The 560-nt window shown below is 54.5% G+C and carries 1 protein-coding gene; it reads left to right on the forward strand.

Annotation, left to right across the window (positions count from 1 at the left end; all coding sequences use genetic code 11):
- Nucleotides 1–28: 28 nt before the first annotated feature.
- Nucleotides 29–560 (forward strand): F0F1 ATP synthase subunit alpha (locus tag QF777_12175; protein ID MDP6912284.1); only part of this gene is annotated, 532 nt, incomplete at its 3' end.

Genomic DNA, 560 nt, shown 5'->3' on the forward strand with positions numbered 1-560 from the left:
GTCTAGAGAAAATGAAGGAGCGTTTGTCGTGACTGACCTGAGCTTCGATGCCGCAGAGATAACTGCAGCTATCCAAAAGAACCTGGAAGGTTTTGACCCATCGGTAGAGTCTGGAACCGTAGGTCGCATCTTGGAAGTGGGAGACGGCATTGCCAGAGTATCTGGTCTACCGAATGCCTCCGTTAACGAGATCTTGGAGTTTGAGAGCGGCGACGTTGGGCTTGCTCTAAACCTCGACGAGGATTCAATCGGTGCGGTAGTTCTTGGCAACGTCGAGAACATTGAAGAAGGCCAAAACGTTAAATCCACAGGCAGAATCCTCTCGGTGCCGGTTGGTGATGGAGTGCTGGGAAGGGTGGTTAACGCCCTCGGCGAGCCGATTGATGGTAAAGGTCCACTAGTGGGATCCGAGCCGCGCCGCATGGAAATCCAGGCACCGGGCATCATGGGCCGACAACCAGTGCATGAACCATTGCAGACTGGCATCAAGGCGATCGACGCCATGACTCCTGTGGGTCGTGGTCAGCGAGAACTCATCATTGGCGACCGAAAGACAGGGA

The sequence above is a fragment of the Acidimicrobiales bacterium genome (genome assembly GCA_030747595.1).
GTDB lineage: Bacteria > Actinomycetota > Acidimicrobiia > Acidimicrobiales > MedAcidi-G1 > UBA9410.